Origin of the sequence: Amycolatopsis ruanii (genome assembly GCF_003385175.1) — a bacterium.
Classification (GTDB): Bacteria; Actinomycetota; Actinomycetes; order Mycobacteriales; family Pseudonocardiaceae; genus Amycolatopsis_E; species Amycolatopsis_E thermalba.
Genome location: NZ_PQHY01000004.1, coordinates 83,086 through 100,680, shown reverse-complemented (window position 1 = coordinate 100,680; position 17,595 = coordinate 83,086). Strand labels below are relative to the sequence as shown.

Sequence of the window (17,595 nt, the reverse complement as noted above, 5' to 3'; positions counted from 1 at the left end):
GCAGGAGCGCGCTCGCGATGCTCGCCGAGGCGCAGGGTGTCAGCAAGCACGAGGCGGCGGTGCGCGCGGTGGTGCTGACCGGCGCGGGCAAGGCGTTCCGCGCGGGCCAGGACCTAAGGAGCACGTCGGGCTGCTGGACTCCGCGGCGCACCGCCCGCAGGTGTCGGTGATGGGGCAGGACGCCTATCCCGGCCTGCACGAGAAGGCCGCCGTCCTCCTCGAGTCGATCGTGCGCAACCCTCCGCTGATCGACGGCAACAAGCGGCTGGGGTGGATGGCGGTCTTCGTGTTCCACGGGCTCAACGGTGCCGACCCGGAGGCCGCGGAGCATCTGGCCCGGTGGACGCGTCCCGGCGTCACCCCGCTACGCGACCCGGCCGGCTTCCGCTTCGGCGCCTGACCGCCGACAGGCGGCCGCGGCACCGCCGGCAGTCGGCTCGCCACCGACGTCGTCGCGTACGTGCCCGTCTTCCCTCTCGGGGGCATCACCCCGCTCCAGTCCTCGGTGGTCGCTGCCCGGTTGGCGGTGACTCCGGTGGCCGTGGAACCGACCTGACTTCTCCAGCGATCACCGAACATCCAGCTCATCCCTGGCACCCCGTCGACGGCACACCTGCGCTAGAACATCGGATCCCGCTGGTCATCCACCCACCGCGGAGCCCCGAAGGTGAGCCGCTATCAGTGCCCGTTCGAGGACGCGGTGCGAGCAGTAACGACGCTAGCGGCGGTGTGCAGCGGTATGCGTTCCTGTTCGATGCGCCGGTAACCGCGAAACATCGGGTCAGTGAGGCGTTCATAAACGGCGCGCTCGTCCGGCGTGAGGTGTGGCAGGGACTTGGGGCTTCCCGGTTCGAGGCGTTGGCCCCGTTGGTCTGTATTGGTGCCGTAGGGCTCGTAGGTGTCGTATGTTGTGGTGTCCATGAGGATGCTGGCGACAGGCACGCCGTCGTCGCGCCAGCCGTTGAGGATTTCGTAGCCATGCGCGTCGATGTCACCCCAGTAGTAGAGGTGCGGCGCGGCGGTGAGCCAGGGGAAGGCGGCCGCGGTCTTGCCACCGAATCCACCACCCTCGACGGCGATACCGCCGGTGATGGGCGGGAAGTGGATCGCGGTGTCTTTGTTCTCGGAGATGATGACCACGGTCGGGGCGTAAGCGGGCGTGACGCTGTCGCCGACGGTCGCGGAGTCGTGGCGACGTGCGCCCGAGGCTTGGTAGGTGGGGTCGAGGTAGCTGAAGTGGATGCGGGCGGGGTGTTTGGGCAGGAGGCCGAGGCTGTCACGTCCGGTGAGTGCGAGGATCAGCGGCTGATGGGTGTTGAGCCACTTGGAGTGGACACCGGGTATCGGGACCTGACGTGGTGTGTAGCCACTGGCGTCGTGGGCCTGGAACCAGGCGGCGACGGTGAGCAGGAGCTCGAAGTCGGTGTCCTCGTAGCGGTTGGCTGTGCGGATGACGAGGGCGGGGTCGGCGGCGGCGGGGAAGTGGGTGGTGACACGAGTCAGGTGAGCCCGCGCTTTCGCGAGTCGTCTCTCCCAGCCATCGCCGACGACAGCGGCGGCGCTGCCGACATCGACGATTTCGAGGTGCGTGGGGATGTCCTGGGTCGTGGTGTATACCCGCTTCTGCTGGGTGTGCAGCCGTACCGGACGTCCTCGGGCCCAGTCGCGCCACTGCCGGATTCGCGGCTGGTAGATGGTTTGCCAGCCGGCTTCGAGCTGGGTCTTCGTGGTCGTGCCGAGGGCGAACCGGTGTGGCCACGATGTCGTGGCGCCGGCGACGTCACCGGCCCAGGTGCGGTCGAGTCGTCGACGGATGTCGCCGAGGACGTCGGCGGGCGTTTTCATGCGGGCATCTCGGTGACGTCTGCCTGTGCGTCCGCTCGGCGTTCCGTTCGGGAAAGGGTCTTCACGGACGAGTAGCCGCGGCTGTTCTTCGCCATGTACAGAAAGTGGCTGGCGTGTGGCTCGAGCGCGGTGAACTGGCCGTACGGGGCGCCGATGATGAGCTGGAAACCGAGGCCCTTCCACGCGTCTACCGCACGGCCCGCGAACTCGCTGTCGGCTTTCACGAATCCTTCGTCGAGGAAAACGGGCGCGAATCCGGGTCGTGCGTCGGTTTCGTCGCCGAGTTGAAAGCGCAGTGCGGCGCCCACGATGAAGGCGACCAGCTCCTGGGACTCACCACCTGATTTCCCGCCGAGCGCGGCGTAGGTTGACCGCTCACGACCGTGACTGTCGTAGGAGACGGCGGTGATCTCGATGTGCTTGCGCACGTCGAGGAAGTAGTCGCGGTTGTTCTTGCCGGCGGTGTCCTTCCGGATCGCGCCCATGAACCGGCGTAGTTTCCTGTACCACTTTTGGACCTGGTCGTCGGTGAAGGCGTCGATGTCGGCTCGGGACAGAGTGTTCAGTTCCCTCTTGAACTTCTTGATGTCGTCGCGGTTCAACTCGCGCAGATCGATCTTGAGCCGGTCACGGTGGGCGCCGAACGGGAGTTGTGCGAGAATTTTGTTGACGGGTTCGAGCCGGTTGCGGATGTCGTCGATCGCGAGACCGAACGCGCCGGCGAGCGGTACGAGATCTTGTCCGGACCAGTCCGTGAGCCGTTTCGCCCATTCCTGTCGGCGTTCGTGGAGGCCGGTGGCGACGATGCTGTCCAGTATGCGCCGGAATGACGGGTAGTTCTCGATCGAGGCTGACAGGTTCGGGTCGTCCCACCGGTCCAGATACCGTTGAAACGCGGTTTCGAGTGCTTGCGTCGCCTTGTCGGCCTTGCCCAGTTCTCCCTGCTCGAGTTCGACGAGCCTCCCCTTGAGACGGCCGGCCCCAGCTCGGAACCCACTGAGGTCTCCTACGGTTGCGACCTGTGCGAACTGGGTGTCGAGATAGGCTGACTGCTCGTCGGTGAGCGTGACGGCCTGCTCGCGGTTGATGCGCTGGAGTTCCCCGACGATGTGGTCCTTCCGGTCGATGATCTCGCCAAGGTCGGCATCGAGCCTTTCGATGGTCTGCTCGGCCGCGTAGATCTTGCCTCCGGCGTCCTTCAAGCTGGTGTTGAGGGCTTCGAGTTCGGCCTGGAACGTGCGGAGGGCGTCGTCCGAGGCCAGGATGCGCTTCCTCTGCTGTTCTCGGCTGTCGATCTCACGCTGGACGCCGTCGGGATCGATGCTGCGCCACCTGGTGGAGAGGATGTGTTCGTGGGAACTCTTGTCCGCGAGGAGCGCTGTGAACTCGCGGTCGACGTCGGCTCGCCGTCTGTCGAGATCGCCGAGGACCTTCTCCAGTTCGTCGAGGCGGGTCTCGATCTCTGCCAGGCGCTCCTCCTTCGAGAACCCGATGACGTACGGCGCGTTGATCGAGCCGTGAGCGCCGGACCTTCCCCTGCGGGTTTGGCCATTCACTGTGACGCGGCGGCCCCCTCCACCCAGCCCGCCGGCATTGTCGACGCACAACGCATCGACGCCGGCGCCGGAGATGCGGTCCTGGACCCATGCGGTGAAGCGCGTGGGCTTGTAGTCCAGTTTCCCCGACACGTAGGCCGGGTCGAAATCTCTGGGTTCGTACGAAGTGAGATGCACTCCTTCGTAGTTGACCCGGTGCGGAAGGTCGAGTGGGTCGATCACACGAGAGACTCGATCGAGCTCGTCTGCGTCGATGAGGAGGACGCGGGCGAGGCCGAAGAGAGTGGTTTCGATGGCCTTCCGCCATTTCCTCTGCTCAGCCGGCACGTCGAGGAGCTCGCCGACGAACGGCAGGTCCTCCGGCGGGATACCCGTCGCGTGGGCGATCATCATCCGCGATTTGTCCAGCTTCGGATCCATGCGTCCTTCGCGGTGTGCCAGCGAGTCGCGTTCGTCGACGAGCTCGCCTTTCTCCTTGCTGGGCTCGTAGACGGCGATTTGAAGAGCGTGCCGTCGCGCATTGACGACCTCGAGTGCGGCCTCGAACCCGTCGACGAACGTGCGGGACTGCTTCTGGGTGGCGGTGAAGTCGTCCTCGTTGTCGATGGTGAGGCCGAGCCGGGCCGTCAGCTCGTCGAAGGTGGCGCGTTGGGCGGACGCGGCGTTCAAGTCGGATCCGAGCCGGTTGATCTCCGCTTCGAGACGGGCGAGCGTCGCATGTGACTCGTTCTTGCGGAGGTCGGCTTCGACATCGATCTTACGAGATGTCAGCTCGGCATGTCGCTTCTCGGCTTCACCCTTGTCCTTGACGGCTTGGGCCCGCTGGCTGCGCCTGGCGGTTTCGGCCGTTTCGAGCAGGGTGTCTTCGGTACCGAGCATCCACACAGTGAACGGCGTGTCCCCGCTTCGATGAATACCGAACGTGTCGATCAGGCGAGCCTTCTCGAGTGCTTCCTGCCGGTCCCGGTGCAGCTCGGGAATCCGGGCGAGAACCTCGGACTTCTGTCCCTCGGTCTCCATCGCGTCGTAGGCGTCTTCGAGATTCTTGAAGTGCTCGACCGCGTCGTCCGCGGCGGCGTAGGTACCCGGTAGGTCGATGACCATGGACTTGTACAGGTCGTCAACCGTGCGGACCTGGTATCCGGCCTGGATGCGCGCTAGCAGGCGGAGTGCCTTGGCGCCGTCGCCGTGGGCGCCGATACCCAGCCGCGTGAAGAACGCCTGGGAGAACGACCCGTAGGTCTCGTGCATCTTCAGGTTCGGAAATCTGCCCTCGACCGTCCGCTTGTCGAACTTGTCCTTGGCGAAAGGCTCGACCTCGGACAGGTCGATCGTGCCTTCGACGATGCACATCTTCCGGGTGAGATCGCTGTCCTTGGTAGCCGCGCGGGGAACGTGGTAGAGGCGGGCGACGGTGTAGCGATGTTCGTTGTCGTCGACGAACGTGACCGCCAGCGCCCCCCATGTCGCGGAGCTTTCTCCCCGCAGAACCTGGTCGGCCAACCCGCCACCGGTGATCCGGCTCGTATCCAGCTTGCCGCGTAGATAGGAGATGAGGCTACGCTGGTCGGCGCTTCGGGCACGTCCGACGGTCGCGTCGTTGGACGCGCCGTTGAAGGGGATGTTGGAGTCCATCATCACCGCGATGTAGGCGTCGAGCAAGGTCGACTTACCTGTCCCGGATGCGCCGGACAGCAGGGTGGTAGTCGGCGCGAAGCTGACGATGCTGTGGCCGTGGAAGCCGCCCCAGTTGATCAGCTGGAGCGTGTCGACCTTCCATTGCGTGGCCCCCTCGGTGGTGCCGGGAAGGCGGAGCAGCTGCCGCTCGGAGTGGTTAGTCGTCAACTGGATGCCTTTCCCTCGGTTTTCGCGGGAGCCGCATGGGCAGGGTCGACAGCGAGCGCGTCGTCTGCCCCGGTGCCGGGTTCGGTGCCGTTGAGCTGCATGAGCCACTCCCACAGCTCCTGGAGTTTTCGCAACGGCAGCAGGACCGCGATGACCGGAGAGATCCGTAAACGGGACGCGTCATTGGTGCGAGTGAGGACCTTCGCCCTGATCAGGCTGTCGATGGCGTTGTTGGCTTTCGACTCGTCACCCGCGCGGTTGGTCGCGTGAGCCGGCCGGAACGAGGCAATGTGCGCGATGAGTTCGTCTCGTTCGACGGTGACGTCTTCGTGCCCGGACGCTCGTTCGCTCTGGAATCGGTGCCGCAGGAACACCAGCGAAATCGTCTCCTCACGGGTGTACACCGTGTCGTGGAGAAGCGTCGGAAACTCCCGCCCGCCACCTTCGGAGGCCGCCTGCTGTTTGAACGCGACCTCGTGGTTCGGATCCACGTGGAGATCGAGGAACATGTCGTTCAACCGGGACTTGATCGGAACCGGATCCTCTCGGATGACGCGCCATTCCGCGGGATTCCGTGCCGCCGAGATGAACCGGTGCTTCAGCAGTGCGACCAAGGCGCGGCGTTGTTCGAGCGACAGACCGCCCGCGTCTCCTTCGAACAGTGCCAGCGACGATCCTTCCTGCTTTTCCTCGCCGGCGAAGCCTTCGTCGACGTCGCCGAGGAATTCGGTGTCGTCGTCGAGGAATTCGGTGTCGTCGTCGACGTGCGAGTCGAAGTCCTCGCCAGCGCCAGCCTGAAGGAAGTACGAAGCGGCGTTCTCGGCCGACCCGTCCGTGGTGTCACTCACCAGCGGATCCGTTGAGTGTGAGACCGGCGAGCGCTGCGGCTTCGGTAGGGGTGAGGGACATCCTGGGTACCAGGAAGTGACGTCGATCGCCGTTCGGGCGAATCGCTTCGAACACCTCGGTTTCGTCGTCGTCACTCATCGCGTCGATACGCGACACGAGGTGGAGGAGCCCGAGAACCTCGACGGGGCGCCGCAGTCGCTTCGGCAGTTCATTGAACAGATGTCCCACCGTGTCACTGTTGCCGGTGGTGAAGGCGTCGATCAACGCCGCCCGCAGCTCGTCAAGCGAAGGCCCGCCCTGCATTCGCAGCTCCTCGACCGTGGGTGGCTCCAGACCGTCGTCGTCGACCCGTTCCAGTGGCGGCGGGGGTTCGGCCGAGGCGGGATCCCAGAGCCGGGTACGCAGGTGGCCCACCTTCGCCACGGGCGGCAGCAGTTCGACCGGAACCGTGGCTCGCGGACCCGCGGTCTCCATCCACTTCGCCAGTTCACGCTCGATCCCTCGCAACACCCGGTCGAGCTCGCGCTCCTGGAGCACGTCGCGGTTGACGATGTGCTCCTTCAACGTCGCGGTGAGCCGCCGGCGCTGGGCGAGCACGTCCTTCATGCCCTGGCGAATGATCGTCACCGCCCCGCGGATCTCGCTGACGTCTCTCGTGTCGAGGACTTCCGCCGCCGGGTGCGCGAGGAGTGCCTGAACGTTCTCCCGCAGCTCCAGCAGGAGCGCGTCGTCGCGAAGCAGAACGAACGCTCCATCGAACGCTCGTCCCTCCGGCGTCTCCTTCACCAGCTCGTCCTGCCTCGCGAGATACTCGTCGAGGACGTCGATAACAGGGCGGTCCTCGTCGCGGAAGTCGCGAAGAATCTTGCGATGCATGTCCAGCACGGATTCCTCGACCCGTTTGAAGTCCGAGGGCAGCTGGCCGATCAGATCGATGAGGTTCGTGTACCCGTCGAGCATCCGCTCGTCCGACGCTGTAGCCGCGTCGCCGCCCGTTTCGAGGCGATCACGTTCGGCTTCCAGCTCGCGAATCTGGCTGTTCAGCCGCTCGATGCGGGCCTGAGCATCAGGCGATGCTTCCAGTGCCCACCGGCGGACCGTGTCCAGAATCGTCGTCAGCCGCGACTCCGACACGAGCACGCGGTCACGAGACAGGTTCTGCACCAGGTCGAGCGCTTCCAACGCCGACGAGGTCAGCGAATAGACAAGACTGTCATCTGCAGCGTTGTCCCGGAACAGCCACTGGTCGTTGACCCATAGGTTGCACAGTGCCCGTCCGTTCATGCTCGGCGGAACATCGATGCCGTCGCGCTGCAGCTCGGTCAGATACGTGTCGATCTGGGTGTGGAGCACGTCCGTCTGGACCGACCGGCGATCGCGGGAAAACGAACAACGGAACACCGCGACTCGGAATGCCGCCCACTTGCCGTCCAGGAGGCGCAGTGTGGGACGGGCAAGTGCGTCCTGTGCCCGTGTGAGCTCACCGAGAACCCTGCTCATGCAACCTCCCAGTCGCCCCCTCCGGCCACGGCTCGAACGATAGGCCCCATGACCGACAGTTTTCGGGCGCCGGCCCACGGGCACGTCGGTCCAGCCGACAACCCATGAGTCGTTCCGTGACTACTCAATGTTACTGATTGAGTGAGCGGCGGGACACGAACTCGGCGGGACTGCCCCGCCGCGCCGATCGGGACTGACGCTGTCGGCTTTCCTTGCGAGCTCGGCATCGTCCGCAGGGCGCGCCGCGGCGGTCACCGACACCGGGACGTGTGTATAGGGTGTGTATGGCGAGGCTGAACGTCTACGTGCCCGATGAGCTGGCCCAACGCGCCAAGGCCGTGGATCTGAACGTGTCCGCTCTGGTGCAGGCCGCGATCGCGGACGAGCTGCAACGCCGGCTACCACCGCCTGGCTGGACGCGCTGCCGTCGCCGCGGCGCACGGTTTCGCACGACGCGGCTGTCGAGGCCTTGGACGGCGCCCGGGCGGAACTGGCCGGTGCCGAGGATGAGTGACGCGCCCGCCGAGATCGCCGTCCTGGACGCTTCCGTTCTCGTGGACCTGCTGGCCGGCACCGGCTACGCGCCCGCCGCGAAGAAGCGGCTCGCGGGTACCGTTCTGCCCGCGCCGGCGCACCTGGATGCCGAGGTGCTCTCTTCGCTGAGCCGCCTGGAGCGTGTCGGGCAGCTGCCCGCGTCCGAGGTGGGCGCGGCGCTGGGTGCGCTGGCGACGATCCCCCTCACGCGGCATCCCGTCGTCGAACTCGCGGCCGGGGCCTGGGCGCGCCGTGCGGATCTGCGTCTCGCTGATGCGCTCTACGTCGAACTCGCCGGGCGGTTGCACGCCCGGGTTCTCGCCACGGATCACCGCCTCGCCCGGGCGACCTCTCTCGCCGAAGGGATCAGCCGGTGGCCCCGGCCGGGCGTCGGACGGGTCACGTGCTGCGGGCCGGGTGTCGTGGTAGTTCGGTGTTGATCGCGGTGAGTAGTTCTCCGTCGTCGGCCAGGGTGGGGTCCATCGCGGGCAGGACGCGGTGCGCGGGTTTTTCCGCGCGCGCCAAGGGGATCAGCTCCGCGGCACGCGCGTCCCGCACCTCGTGGCCGCGCAGGTACGCCAGCCACGCGGCCAGGCCGGCGACCGCGCTGTGCGGCAGCCGTCCCCGCGCCCGCTCGCGGTGCAGCACGGGGAGGATGCGGACCGGGATCTTCTGCGAGCCGTCCGCGGCGATCTGGCTCAGCAGGTGCCGGATGCCGGGCGCGGCGAACCGCTCCCGCAGCCGGTGCCGGTAGCCGGCGATCCCGGCGGGGGACAGGTACGGGGCCGCGGTGTCCCACCACGACTCGACCAGCTCGCCGAGCACCGGATCGCCCGCGGCCTCGGCGACCGTGGCGTGCCCGCGGGCCAGCCCGGTGTAGGCCAGCAGCGAGTGCGCGCCGTTGAGCAACCACAGCTTGCGTTGCTGGTACACCTCGATGTCGTCGACGAACCGCGCCCCCGCCCGCTCCCACGCCGGGCGACCGCGGGGGAAGGTGCCGGCGATCTGCCACTCGGTGAACGGTTCGGTGACCACGGGCGCGAGGTCCCGCACCCCGCTGATCTCCGCGACCCGTCGCACGTCGCGTGCCGTGGTCGCCGGGGTGATGCGGTCGACGACCGTGCCGGCGATGGCGACCTCGTCTTCCACCCACGCGGCGAACCCGGGCTCGGCGCACACCTTGCGCAGCACCGAGCGCAGCACGTCCCCGTTGCCGGCGAGGTTGTCGCACGGCACGAGCGTGATCGGGGCCCCGTTGGCGTGGAAGCGCGCCCGCAGCCCGGCCACCAGCCGGGACACCGCCGAGTCGGCACCCGGCTCGGGGACGGTGTATGCGGCCTCGGTGACCGTGAGGGTGATCAGCGCGACCTCGGGGGAGGCCACGTCCGCCAGCCACTGCCGGGTGTCCGCCCCGGCGTGCGCGCGAGTGATCGAGCCGACCGGTTCCACCCGATCACCGGAGTCCTCGCGCACGAGCAGGGAGAACAGCCCGCCCTGCCGGGTGAGCAGCTCCGGCAGTTCGGTGCTGCGGAAGGTGTAGGCGGCGATGCCCCACGCGGGATCGGCGGCGGTGTACCAGGCCTGATGCGCCCGGTGGAACGCCCCGAGTCCCAAGTGGACAGCGCGGACGGGCGCCGGTTCCCCGGCGCGAGTCAGCGTCACAGCCGGAACGCCTTGCGCGGCTGGCGGTCGTTGAGGTCGCGCAGCACGTCGTGGGCGTCGTCCTCGCTGAGCACGTGCTCGGCGACCAGGCTCGCCAGGTGCGCGGCGTCGACCCGGCGCGCGGTGTCGTGCCGGGCCGGGATCGAGCAGAAGCTCCGGGTGTCGTCGATGAACCCGGCGCTGCGGTGGAACCCGGCGGTTTCGGTGACGGCGTCCCGGAAGCGGCGCATGGCCCGCGGGGCGTCGAGGAACCACCAGGGCGCGCCGAGGTAGACCGTGGGGTAGAAACCGGCGAGCGGGGCGAGCTCCCGCGAGAACACCGTCTCGTCGAGCGTGAACACCACGGTCTGGAACACCGGATGGGTGCCGAACCGCTCCAGCATGGGCTTGAGCGCCCGCGTGAACTCGGCGCGCACCGGGATGTCGTGACCGGTGTCGGCGCCGTACCGGGCGAAGGTCGGCTCGTGGTGGTTGCGGTCGACGCCCGTGTGCAGCGCGAGGACCATCCCGTCCTCACTGGACATCCGGGCCATCTCACCGAGGAGGTGCCGCGACAACGTCCGGGCGTCCCCGGGCCCGGCCGTGCCGGCGCGCACCGCGTCGAACAACCGCGACGCCTGCGCCTCGGGCAGGAACTCCATGCGCGCGTCCGGGGCGCTGTGGTCGGTCGCGGTGGCGCCGTGTGCGCGGAAGAACTCCCGGCGCTGCTCCAGCGCGGCGATCGTGCCGCGGTAGCTGCCGGTGTCGATGCCGCTCGCCTCGGCGAGGCGGTCCAGCGCCGCCGGCCAGCCGGGGTTCGTGGCGTCGAGGTAACGGTCGGGCCGGAAGGTCGGCACCACCCGGCCCCGCCACGCCGGGTCGGCGGCGAGCGCGCGGTGGTGCCGCAGGTCGTCGGCGGGGTCGTCGGTCGTGGCGAGCACGGCGAGGTTGAACGACTCGTACAGCTCCCGGGGCCGGAAGCCGGGTTTGGCGAGCCGCTCGGACAGCTCGTCGAACAACGCGTCGGCGGTCGCCTCGGAGGGGTGCACCGTCACGCCGAGGACGTCGTGCAGCTCGGCCTCCAGCCACTGCCGGGACGCCGTGCCCAGGAAGAACCGCCAGTGGGTGCAGAAGGTGCGCCACACCTCACGAGGCGGGGCGGTACGCCCTTCCGGGTCGCGCAGGCCCAGGTCGCGCAGCGGGACGCCGTGTGCGTGCAGCAGCCTGGTCACGTAGTGGTCGGGGGTGACCAGCAGCTCGGCGGGGTTGCCGAACGGTATGTCCTGCGCCAGCAGCGCGGGGTCGACGTGCCCGTGCGGGCTGACCAACGGCAGGTCGCGCACGCTCTCGTAGAGCCTGCGGGCGATCGACCGCTCGGCGGGGTCGCTGGGCAGGAGCCGGTCCGGATGGGGTGCGAGGGCGATCCCTGTCGAGCCACGGTGCATTCCCGCAGGCTCGCCGCCGGCGCCCGCCCCGTGCAACTAGTTGCCGCCAGTTGCCACGGGCGCGGGGCCGGTCGAGCCGCGGACGACCAGGTGGGCGTCGAAGCGCTGCGTCACCTCGTGGCCGCCGCGCCCGGTGAGATCCGCGCACAGGGCGTCCACGGCGGACCGGCCCAGCTTCGCGGCCGGGCCGGCGATCGTGGTCAGCGCGGGCACCGTGAGGCCGGCGCCGAAGATGTCGTCGCAGCCGATCAGGCTGATCTGCCCGGGCAGCCGGATCCCGGCCAGCTGCAGGCGTTGCAGGGTGCCGAGCGCGATCAGGTCGTTGTAGGCGATCGCCGCCGTCGCCCCGTCGAGGATCAGCGCGTCGGCCGCCTCGTGGCCGCCCTGCTGGTTGGGCGCGAACGGGCCGAGGAACCCGGCCCGGATGCCGAGCGCGCCGGCTTCTTCCCGGGCGGCGCGCCACCGCTGCCCGTTGACCCAGGAGCTGCGCGGCCCGGACAGGTAGGCGATGCGGCGGTGGCCGAGCGCGGCGAGGTGGCGCACCGCCTTGCGCATGCCGCCCGCGGTGTCCACGACCAGGCTCGGCAGGCCGTGGATCTCCCGGTTGACCACGACCAGCGCCCGGTGCTGGGCGAGCTGGCGCACCACGTCGTCGGACAGGCGGGACGTCGCCAGGATCCCGCCGCTGGTGGCGGCGAGCAGCTGCCGGAGGTTGCGCGCCTCGACCTCGGGCGATTCGTCGCTGTCGGTCAGCGCCAGGGTGAAGTCCCGCTCGATCGCCCGCGCCTGCGCCGCCTTGATCAGCGGTGCGTAGTAGGGGTTGGCGATGTCGGTGACCACCAGCATCAGCGTGCGGCCGCGGCCCGGCGATCCGGCCCGGGCCAGCGGCCGCGGCTGGTAACCGATCGCGCGCGCGGCGGCCCGGACCCGCTCGCGGGTGGCCGCGTTGACCCGCGACGGATTGCTGAACGTCCGCGAGACGGTGGACGCGGCGACCCCGCAGTGCCGCGCCACGTCGTAGATGGTGACCCGTCCCTCGTCCACGCCCTGCCCTCCGGTGATCGTGGCAACAGCTGGCAACAAATTGTCATGCTACCGGCGGCCTCCTACCTTCGGGCGATACCTCTTGTTGCCCAGAAGGGAAGCAACGATGCTTCGACCGATCGTCAACACCTGGCGAGATCGCCGCACCCTCACCGGGCTCTGGCGCTTCGCCGTCGATCCCGGCGGAGTGGGCCGGGACCGGAAGTGGTGGCAGCAGCCGCTTCCCGGCAGCGTCGAGATGCCGGTTCCGGCCAGCTACAACGACGTGATCCCGGACCCGGCGATCCGCGAGCACGTCGGCGACGTGTGGTACCAGACCGACGTGCCGGTGCCCGCGGGCTGGGCGGGGGAGCGCGTCGTGCTGCGGTTCGACGCCGCGACCCACCGCGCGGTCGTGTGGGTGGACGACGAACGGGTCGCCGAGCACGAAGGCGGGTACACCCCGTTCGAGGCCGACGTGACCGCCCTCGTGCGGCCGGGGGAGACCAGCCGGGTCACCGTGGTCGTGGACAACCGGCTCAGCTGGGAGTCGATTCCGCCGGGGTACGTCGAGCAGACCGCGGAGGGGCCCCGGCAGCGGTACTACCACGACTTCTTCAACTACGCCGGGCTGCACCGGCCGGTGTGGCTGTACTCCACGCCGGTGACGCACGTCCGCGACGTCACCGTCCGGACCGGACTGTCGGGCACCACCGGCACGGTGGACTACGACGTGACGATCGCCGGTGACGGCGAGGTGGGGACGCGCGTGGTCCTGCGTGACGCGTCGGGCACCGAGGTCGCGAGCGGCGTCGGGACTTCCGGCACGCTCACCGTGGCCGGCGCGCACCCCTGGCGTCCCGGCGAGGGCTATCTGTACACAATGGACGTCGAACTGTGGCAGGACGGCTCGCCCGCCGACCGCTACTCGCTCGACGTCGGCATCCGCACCGTCGCGATCGAGGGCACCCGGTTCCTGATCAACGGGGAACCGTTCTACTTCACCGGGTTCGGCATGCACGAGGACCACGCGGTCCGCGGGAAGGGCCACGACGACGTGTCGATGGTCCACGACTTCGCGCTGCTGGACTGGATCGGCGCCAACTCGTTCCGGACCTCGCACTACCCCTACGCCGAGGAGATCCTCGACTACGCCGACCGCAAGGGCATCGTCGTCATCGACGAAACCGCCGCGGTGGGGCTCAACCTCGGCATCGGCGGCGGCATCCTGCAGGGTGCGCGGCAGCCGACGTTCTCCGCCGAGACGGTCTCCGACGCCGCGCGGCGCACGCACCTGCAGGCGATCCGCGAGCTGGTCGCCCGGGACAAGAACCACCCCAGCGTCGTGCTGTGGAGCATCGCCAACGAACCCGAATCGCACACCGAGGAGTCCCGGAAGTACTTCGAGCCGCTGTTCGCCGAGACGCGGCGGCTCGATCCCACCCGCCCGGTCGGCTTCGTGAACATGATGCTGTCGCCGTCGGACCAGTGCCTGGTCACCGACCTGGCCGACGTGGTGATGATCAACCGGTACTTCGGCTGGTACACCCAGACCGGCGACCTGGCCGCGGCCGAGCGCGAACTGGAAGCCGACCTGACCGCGTGGGCGGCCCGGCACCACAAGCCGATCCTCGTCACCGAGTACGGCGCGGACACCGTGGCGGGCCTGCACTCGGTCGTCCCGCAGCCGTGGACCGAGGAGTACCAGGCCGAGCTGCTGGACATGTACCACCGGGTGTTCGACCGCGTGGACGCCGTCACCGGCGAGCACGTGTGGAACTTCGCCGACTTCGCGACCTCCGCCGGTGTCTTCCGGGTGGAGGGCAACAAGAAGGGCGTGTTCACGCGCGACCGCAAACCCAAGGCGGGCGCGTTCACCCTGCGGCGCCGCTGGAGGCGGCCGTGAAACTACGCATGAGACAGCTCTTCGGGTACGCCGCCGGCGACGCGGGCAACAACCTGGCGTTCTCGATGTCGTCGATGTTCCTGCTGCTGTACTACACCGACATCGCCGGGATCCCCGCCGCCGCGGCCGGCACGATCTTCCTCGTCGTGCGGATCTGGGACGGCTTCGCCGATCTCGCCGCGGGCAGGCTGGTCGACCGGACCAGCTCCCGCTTCGGGAAGTTCCGCCCCTGGCTGCTGTACGCCTCGGTGCCACTGCTCCTGCTGAGCGTGGCCACCTTCGCCGTACCGGACTGGCCGATGACGGCCAAGATCGTCTACGCGTACCTGACCTACGCGGCGATGGGCACGGCCTACAGCCTGGTCAACATCCCCTTCGGTTCGCTCGCGGCCGCGATGACGCAGGATCCGGTCGAACGCACCAAGCTCGCCAGCGCCCGCGGGATGGGGGCGGCGGCGACGATGCTGATGCTGACCTTCGTGGTCTCGCCGCAGATCAAGGACTCGCAGAACCTGCAGCGGTCGCTGCTGCTGACCACACTCGCCTTCGTGGTCGTCGGCGCCGCCCTGTACCTGTTCACGTTCGTCACGGCCAGGGAGACGGTGCCGCGGGCCGTGGCCAAGGTCGGCTTCAAGGACAGCATGCGCACGCTGCGGCGGAACAAGCCGCTGATGATGCTGTGCGTCAGCTCGTTGTTCTTCCTGACCGCCATGTTCTCGATCCAGACGATCGGCGTGTACTACGCCCGGGACGTGCTCGGCAACCCGAGTCTCTACATCGCCATCTCCGCCCCGCAGCTGGTCCTGATGTTCGTGCTGGCGCCGCTCGTGCCGAAGCTGGTGCGCCGCTTCGGCAAGGTACCCAGTTACGTCGCCGGTGGCGTGGTGATGGTCGTCGGCGCGCTCGGTGTGCTGTTCGCGCCGGCCTCGGTCCCGTTCGTGTCGCTGGGGTTCTTCGTGCTGATCGGCGCGGGCACCGGGCTGGTCAACACGCTCATGTGGTCGCTGGAGGCGGACACCGTGGACTACGGCGAGTGGAAGACCGGCGCCCGCACGGAGGGCACGACGTACGCGGTGTTCTCGTTCGTCCGCAAGATCGGCCAGGCGCTCGGCGGCGCCGCGGCCGCGTACACGATCGCCCTCGCCGGGTATGCCGGCGGCGCGCGGGTGCAGAGCGACGGGGCGCTGTGGGGCATCCGCGCGGCCGCGGGCCTGGTGCCTGCCGCCTGCACGGTGATCGCGGTCGTGATCATGATCGGCTACCCGCTGACGGAGAAGCGGCTCCGCGAGATCACCGCCGAGGTCGTGCGGCGCCGGAACCAGTTGGTCGAGTCATGAACGGAGAACCAGTGCGTATCGAGAGCGCCGAGGTCATCGTCACCAGCCCGGGGCGGAACTTCGTCACGCTGAAGATCACGACCGCGGACGGGGTGGTCGGCTGGGGCGACGCGACGCTGAACGGCCGGGAGCTGTCGGTCGCCAGCTACCTGCGCGACCACGTCGCACCCTTGCTGATCGGCCGGGACGCCCATCGCATCGAGGACACCTGGCAGTACCTCTACCGGGGCGGCTACTGGCGGCGCGGCCCGGTCACCATGGCCGCGATCGCCGCGGTCGACACCGCGTTGTGGGACATCAAGGCCAAGGTCGCGGGCATGCCGCTGTACCAGCTGCTCGGCGGCGCCAGCCGGGACCGCTGCCTGGTCTACGGGCACGCCAGCGGGCGCGGGATCCCCGAGCTGCACGACTCGATCCGGGAGCACCTCGAACTCGGGTTCCGCGCGATCCGGATCCAGACCGGCGTGCCCGGTCTCGACTCGGTGTACGGCGTGGCGAGCAGTTCGGCCGCGTCGGTGGGCGGCTCCGGCCGGTACGACTACGAACCGGCGCGCCGTGCCGCCCTGCCCGCGGAGGAGTCCTGGGACACGCGCGCGTACCTGCGGCACGTGCCTTCGGTGTTCGAGGCGGTCCGCAACGAGTTCGGCCCCGAGCTGATCCTGCTGCACGACGCGCACCACCGGCTCACGCCCGTCCAGGCGGCGCGGCTCGGCAAGTCGCTGGAGCCCTACGACCTGTTCTGGCTGGAGGACGTGACGCCGGCCGAGAACCCCGAGGCGCTGCGCCTGGTCCGCGAGCACACCACGACCCCGCTGGCGATCGGCGAGGTGTTCAACACCGTGTGGGACTACCAGACGCTGATCCGGGAGCAGCTCATCGACTACGTCCGCTCGCCCGTCACGCACGCCGGAGGCGTCACGGGGGTGCGCCGGATCATCGACTACGCCGCGATGTACCAGGTGAAGTCCGGGATGCACGGCCCGACCGACGTGTCACCGGTGGGCCTCGCGGCGGGTGTCCACCTGGGACTGGCGGTGCACAACTTCGGGATCCAGGAGTACATGCTGCACAGCCCGGAGACGATGGCGGTGTTCGGCCCGACGTTCACCTTCGCCGACGGCGGGCTGCGCCCGGGCGAGGAGCCCGGGCTCGGCATCCACTTCGACGAGGACCTGGCGGCGAAGTACCCCTACGAGCCGGCGTACCTGCCCACGAACCGTCTCGGCGACGGCACCGTGCACGACTGGTGACCCCGGGCCGGTCCCGGCGCAGGACGAGCCGGCCGGAGTAGCGGCCGCGGCGGCCGGCCCGGCCGGCCGCCGCGACGTGGTGCGGTGGCCGGCCGGGGCGGCGGGTTCGGGGATTGCCGCCCGCCGCGCTCGCCGGGTTCGCGCGGCGTGATCGCATGGCGCCCGTCCACCACGGGCCGTCCGCTGGCGGCCCGCGGCCGTCGTCAGCGGCGCACCCGCGAGCGCAGGCCGTCCAGCAGGAGTTCGATACCCTGCTCGAAGTCGCCGGGGCCGCCGGGGTCCCGGTCGATCGCTCCGGCGCTGGCGGCCTGGAGCGCGGCCTGTTCCTCCGCCGTGTGCCCGAAGACGAGGTGCAGCAACGCGCGGGTGCCCACCTCGACGAGGTCGCCGTCCAGGCCGCCGTCCCGCAGCGCCTCCCGCAGCTGCGTCGCCGGTTCGCTGGCGCCCAGGCCGAAGGTGTGCGCCGTGGCGACCACTTCGGCGCCGTCCCGGTAGGCCAGCATCGCGTCGCGCAGTTCGGCGCAGATCTCCACCACCCGCCGGTCCCACTCGGCCGCCCGGCGTTCGCGCTTGCCGCGCGCCAGGATCTCGTCGGCGATCGCGGCCAGCAAGGTCTGCTTGTTGGGCACGTGGTGGTAGAGCGCGCTCGGCTGCAGGCCGAGTTCGGCGGCCAGCCGGCGCATGGTGAGCGATTCCAAGCCGTACTCGTCGAGGACCTCGATCGCGCGCTCGACGACATCGCGCCGGTGGTAGCGCACGCCGACTCCTCCCGTTGACCCGTTCGCGGCGCCCAGTGTACCGTCGGCGCCGCAACCGAACATCGTTCAGGTTGTAATCGAACGGTCACGCAGAGTCAGGAGAAGT

The 17,595-nt window shown here is 69.1% G+C and carries 12 protein-coding genes and 2 pseudogenes; 6 read left to right on the top strand and 8 right to left on the bottom strand.

All coding sequences use genetic code 11. From position 1 onward, the window contains the following. Window positions 1-124 precede the first annotated feature (124 nt). Window positions 125-400, top strand: a pseudogene (locus D0D28_RS03380) (type II toxin-antitoxin system death-on-curing family toxin); the annotation flags it as partial. 278 nt (window positions 401-678) lie between these two features. Here the strand turns inward: D0D28_RS03380 and D0D28_RS03375 are convergent. The 4 genes from D0D28_RS03375 to D0D28_RS03360 are packed head-to-tail and all read right to left on the bottom strand — an operon-like array spanning window position 679 to window position 7,595. After that, window positions 679-1,845, bottom strand: a complete 1,167-nt coding sequence (locus tag D0D28_RS03375; protein ID WP_116109682.1) for a Wadjet anti-phage system protein JetD domain-containing protein — start codon at window positions 1,843-1,845, stop codon at window positions 679-681. Then, a complete protein-coding gene (locus D0D28_RS03370) occupies window positions 1,842-5,246 on the bottom strand; it encodes an ATP-binding protein (RefSeq protein ID WP_162830966.1) in 3,405 nt (1,134 codons plus the stop codon). Before D0D28_RS03370 ends, D0D28_RS03375 begins: the two co-directional genes overlap by 4 nt. Then, a complete protein-coding gene (locus tag D0D28_RS03365; RefSeq protein WP_116109680.1) occupies window positions 5,243-6,094 on the bottom strand; it encodes a DUF4194 domain-containing protein in 852 nt (283 codons plus the stop codon). The genes D0D28_RS03370 and D0D28_RS03365 overlap by 4 nt, the downstream gene beginning before the upstream one ends. Further along, window positions 6,087-7,595 (bottom strand): DUF3375 domain-containing protein, encoded by a 1,509-nt coding sequence (locus D0D28_RS03360; protein ID WP_116109679.1) that lies wholly within the window; start codon window positions 7,593-7,595, stop codon window positions 6,087-6,089. Before D0D28_RS03360 ends, D0D28_RS03365 begins: the two co-directional genes overlap by 8 nt. Before the next feature lie 284 nt (window positions 7,596-7,879). On the opposite strand from D0D28_RS03360, the pseudogene D0D28_RS36510 reads away from it, so the two are divergent. Next, window positions 7,880-7,942 (top strand): annotated as a pseudogene (locus tag D0D28_RS36510) (type II toxin-antitoxin system CcdA family antitoxin); the annotation flags it as partial. Window positions 7,943-8,101: 159 nt separating this feature from the next. Further along, window positions 8,102-8,569 (top strand): type II toxin-antitoxin system VapC family toxin, encoded by a 468-nt coding sequence (locus tag D0D28_RS03350; RefSeq protein ID WP_116109740.1) that lies wholly within the window; start codon window positions 8,102-8,104, stop codon window positions 8,567-8,569. Here the strand turns inward: D0D28_RS03350 and D0D28_RS03345 are convergent. From D0D28_RS03345 to D0D28_RS03335, 3 genes are read right to left on the bottom strand one after another with little or no spacing between them, the layout of a single operon-like run. Continuing rightward, complete coding sequence (locus tag D0D28_RS03345; protein ID WP_116109678.1) at window positions 8,529-9,791, bottom strand: mannitol dehydrogenase family protein; 1,263 nt, start codon at window positions 9,789-9,791, stop codon at window positions 8,529-8,531. The genes D0D28_RS03350 and D0D28_RS03345 overlap by 41 nt on opposite strands. Then, window positions 9,788-11,215: a glucuronate isomerase gene (uxaC, locus tag D0D28_RS03340; protein ID WP_116109677.1), complete on the bottom strand. Its 1,428-nt coding sequence runs from the start codon at window positions 11,213-11,215 to the stop codon at window positions 9,788-9,790. Before uxaC ends, D0D28_RS03345 begins: the two co-directional genes overlap by 4 nt. 36 nt (window positions 11,216-11,251) lie before the next feature. Next, on the bottom strand, window positions 11,252-12,298 hold the full coding sequence (locus D0D28_RS03335) for a LacI family DNA-binding transcriptional regulator (RefSeq protein ID WP_240323075.1): 1,047 nt from the start codon (window positions 12,296-12,298) through the stop codon (window positions 11,252-11,254). A gap of 67 nt (window positions 12,299-12,365) precedes the next feature. Here D0D28_RS03335 and uidA point away from each other — a divergent pair, with 67 nt between their 5' ends. The 3 genes from uidA to manD are packed head-to-tail and all read left to right on the top strand — an operon-like array spanning window position 12,366 to window position 16,731. After that, entirely contained in the window at window positions 12,366-14,144 is a 1,779-nt protein-coding gene (gene uidA / locus D0D28_RS03330) for a beta-glucuronidase (protein ID WP_116109675.1), read from the top strand. Between the two features lie 8 nt (window positions 14,145-14,152). Further along, on the top strand, window positions 14,153-15,481 hold the full coding sequence (gene uidB, locus D0D28_RS03325; RefSeq protein ID WP_116109674.1) for a glucuronide transporter: 1,329 nt from the start codon (window positions 14,153-14,155) through the stop codon (window positions 15,479-15,481). Window positions 15,482-15,492: 11 nt separating this feature from the next. Beyond that, window positions 15,493-16,731 carry a D-mannonate dehydratase ManD gene (manD, locus tag D0D28_RS03320; RefSeq protein ID WP_094002737.1) on the top strand — a complete coding sequence of 413 codons (1,239 nt, stop codon included), beginning with the start codon at window positions 15,493-15,495 and terminating at the stop codon, window positions 16,729-16,731. Window positions 16,732-16,934: 203 nt separating this feature from the next. On the opposite strand, the gene D0D28_RS03315 is transcribed toward manD, so the two are convergent. Then, window positions 16,935-17,489, bottom strand: a complete 555-nt coding sequence (locus D0D28_RS03315; protein ID WP_116109673.1) for a TetR family transcriptional regulator — start codon at window positions 17,487-17,489, stop codon at window positions 16,935-16,937. Window positions 17,490-17,595: the final 106 nt, after the last annotated feature.

Bases quoted from the DNA above. Each gene is read 5' to 3' on its own strand.
- D0D28_RS03375 (WP_116109682.1), bottom strand. From the start codon at position 1,845: ATGAAAACGCCCGCCGACGTCCTCGGCGACATCCGTCGACGACTCGAC.
- D0D28_RS03360 (WP_116109679.1), bottom strand. From the start codon at position 7,595: ATGAGCAGGGTTCTCGGTGAGCTCACACGGGCACAGGACGCACTTGCC.
- D0D28_RS03350 (WP_116109740.1), top strand. From the start codon at position 8,102: ATGAGTGACGCGCCCGCCGAGATCGCCGTCCTGGACGCTTCCGTTCTC.
- uxaC (WP_116109677.1), bottom strand. From the start codon at position 11,215: ATGCACCGTGGCTCGACAGGGATCGCCCTCGCACCCCATCCGGACCGG.
- uidA (WP_116109675.1), top strand. From the start codon at position 12,366: ATGCTTCGACCGATCGTCAACACCTGGCGAGATCGCCGCACCCTCACC.
- uidB (WP_116109674.1), top strand. From the start codon at position 14,153: ATGAGACAGCTCTTCGGGTACGCCGCCGGCGACGCGGGCAACAACCTG.